Source organism: Colwellia sp. MEBiC06753 (assembly GCF_053470325.1).
In genome coordinates this window covers 1-723 of record NZ_JBQMTM010000042.1, presented here as the reverse complement: position 1 = coordinate 723, position 723 = coordinate 1, and the positions used below count along the sequence as shown (strand labels likewise).

At 41.6% G+C, this 723-nt stretch carries 2 tRNA genes and 1 rRNA gene; all 3 read right to left on the bottom strand.

What is annotated here, in order from left to right:
- Positions 1-347: 347 nt before the first annotated feature.
- Positions 348-424 (bottom strand) — tRNA-Ile (locus ACOB82_RS17690).
- An 18-nt stretch (positions 425-442) separates the two neighbouring features.
- Positions 443-518, bottom strand: a tRNA-Ala gene (locus tag ACOB82_RS17685).
- 92 nt (positions 519-610) lie between these two features.
- A 16S ribosomal RNA gene (locus tag ACOB82_RS17680) occupies positions 611-723 on the bottom strand; the annotation flags it as partial.

The following is a 723-nucleotide window of genomic DNA, read 5'->3' as shown; positions in this document are numbered from 1 at the left end:
GAATGTATGACTGACATTTTCACGTACTCGTCAATTTACTTAAAAAGTAAGATTGATGGAGTCACTTGATTTAGATTGATACAAGATAAGGAAGTCTTGTATCAGGTTTGATTACTTTTGTTTTTAAATAATGAGCGCGACACTCGTTACTTACAAAGAGTAATCAGTTCGAGATAATTATCAAATAATCATCTCGGGATATATATCAGCTTTCCAAATTGTTAAAGAGCTCAATTTAAGTCGCATTCGCTTAAATCGTGATTTCCCTCCTTGCGGAGAGTAAAAACCAAACGTAATTTATCTTTAGCAGATACCTTAGGTTTGGCTTCTCATTCTCTATGAAGACTTGGTAGGTCTGGGCAGACTTGAACTGCCGACCTCACCCTTATCAGGGGTGCGCTCTAACCAGCTGAGCTACAGACCTGTCGTTCTTAGTAAGTAGTGGTGGAGCTAAGCAGGATCGAACTGCTGACCTCCTGCGTGCAAGGCAGGCGCTCTCCCAGCTGAGCTATAGCCCCTCTGTTACTTAATAAGTAAAGGGTTAGTCTTCTTCAATACGTTATCTATGCAATTTGTGTGAACACTCAACATGAAGTGTTTTACTTCAAGATAAGGAGGTGATCCAACCCCAGGTTCCCCTAGGGTTACCTTGTTACGACTTCACCCCAGTCATGAATCACAAAGTGGTGACCGTCCTCCCGAAGGTTAAACTAGCCACTTCTT